This is a genomic window from Bacillus sp. 05T31, assembly GCF_056396725.1.
The window spans coordinates 1-1,228 of record NZ_JBFTMA010000966.1 but is presented as its reverse complement, the minus strand read 5'-3'; the positions used below and the strand labels follow the sequence as shown (position 1 = coordinate 1,228).

The 1,228-nt window shown below is 35.0% G+C and carries 3 protein-coding genes; all 3 read right to left on the bottom strand.

The features are described 5' to 3' along the window. Nucleotides 1-7: 7 nt before the first annotated feature. Nucleotides 8-220: a hypothetical protein gene (locus AC1DJR_RS30365; RefSeq protein WP_002012518.1), complete on the bottom strand. Its 213-nt coding sequence runs from the start codon at nucleotides 218-220 to the stop codon at nucleotides 8-10. Nucleotides 221-289: 69 nt separating this feature from the next. Then, the gene (locus AC1DJR_RS30360; protein ID WP_429688810.1) at nucleotides 290-610 is read right to left on the bottom strand and encodes a hypothetical protein; all 321 of its coding nucleotides are present in this window, start codon (nucleotides 608-610) and stop codon (nucleotides 290-292) included. Nucleotides 611-661: 51 nt separating this feature from the next. Continuing rightward, nucleotides 662-1,228, bottom strand: a 567-nt coding sequence (locus tag AC1DJR_RS30355) for an oxalate:formate antiporter (RefSeq protein ID WP_477004296.1), incomplete at its 5' end; no start/stop codon positions are given.

Sequence of the window (1,228 nt, the reverse complement as noted above, 5' to 3'; positions counted from 1 at the left end):
GGTGTGTTCATTCGTGATACAACATAATATGACCGCATCCACAACAATGCTTCGCTGTAATTTCTTGAAAAACTGGATAATTTTCTTCATCTCTATGCTCAATAAACACCTTTTCAAATCGGTACATGTTTGGCGCATATGCCCAATCTTGTTTCGTACGTGCATATAATGTTGAAGAAAAAAACTCCTCACCACCACAAACGATACATCCCTTCTTCATCAATACCCCTCCTATGCTTGTCTTACTTCATCTATATGAACATAAACATAAAAAAAAGACCTTCTATTACTAGAAAGTCTTCTCTGAAACAAAAAGAAATGTACCGCATATACCTACTCCGCTATATTCTTTCGTAACACCAGCTTCTGTTTTATACGTTTGCTTTACAGTCATAAAGAAAACACCATTTCGTGCATCAATACTTTCAAACTGTAATTTCTCTTTTTTTTCATCTACATTTTGCGTGCATTCAAAGCTACTCTCGTCACATTTCAATGCATACTTATCCTCTAAATACAATTTAAAATCTGATTCTTTCGGACAAGTTATAAGTAATATTGCCACGAGAATAATACTTACAATACCCACAATTGTATAATATTTCTTCATTTGTTCTCCTTTCAAAAGACAAGAAAACTTGACTTCATGCGCCAAGTTTTCTTAGTCTACAACCCATTGCCACTCTTGTTCTTTCTTATCAAAAATGAGCCAACCCGTTTCTGTTGCTTCCGCTTTCAATTCATCGATATTATCTAGTACCTCATCCGTACTTTCGAATGATCCTACTACATATACCGGAATTTCAAGACCTCTTCTCGACTCAATTTTCCCCGCTAAATCAATGTATAACCCATCTTCCATTAACGGCATAAGCCCAAGGATAACTTCCTTTGAAATTGCTGGGAAAATTTTTGATTTTTGGAAGAAAGTAAAACGTTTCTTTCCAAACGAACCGAGTTTATATGGAATCACTTTACTTAGCATTCCTACAAAATCACCGATTCTACGGTAATACACTTTGTTGTACCAACCGTCATCATGTGAAAAATAAACGAATCTATTCTTCAACAATGGGAAGAACGTTCTTCCAAGTGGTTCTTTTTTGTGAGCCAAATATAATAATTCTGCAATTTCTTTTGGCTCTAACTCATCTAAATCGCTTGCATCATCGAAATCTACCCAACAAAATTCATCAAATTCATCAATCTCTGCTTGAATGAGTTTATG

Coding starts and splice junctions, on each gene's coding strand:
- AC1DJR_RS30365 (WP_002012518.1), bottom strand. CDS start 220: ATGAAGAAGGGATGTATCGTTTGTGGTGGTGAGGAGTTTTTTTCTTCA.
- AC1DJR_RS30360 (WP_429688810.1), bottom strand. CDS start 610: ATGAAGAAATATTATACAATTGTGGGTATTGTAAGTATTATTCTCGTG.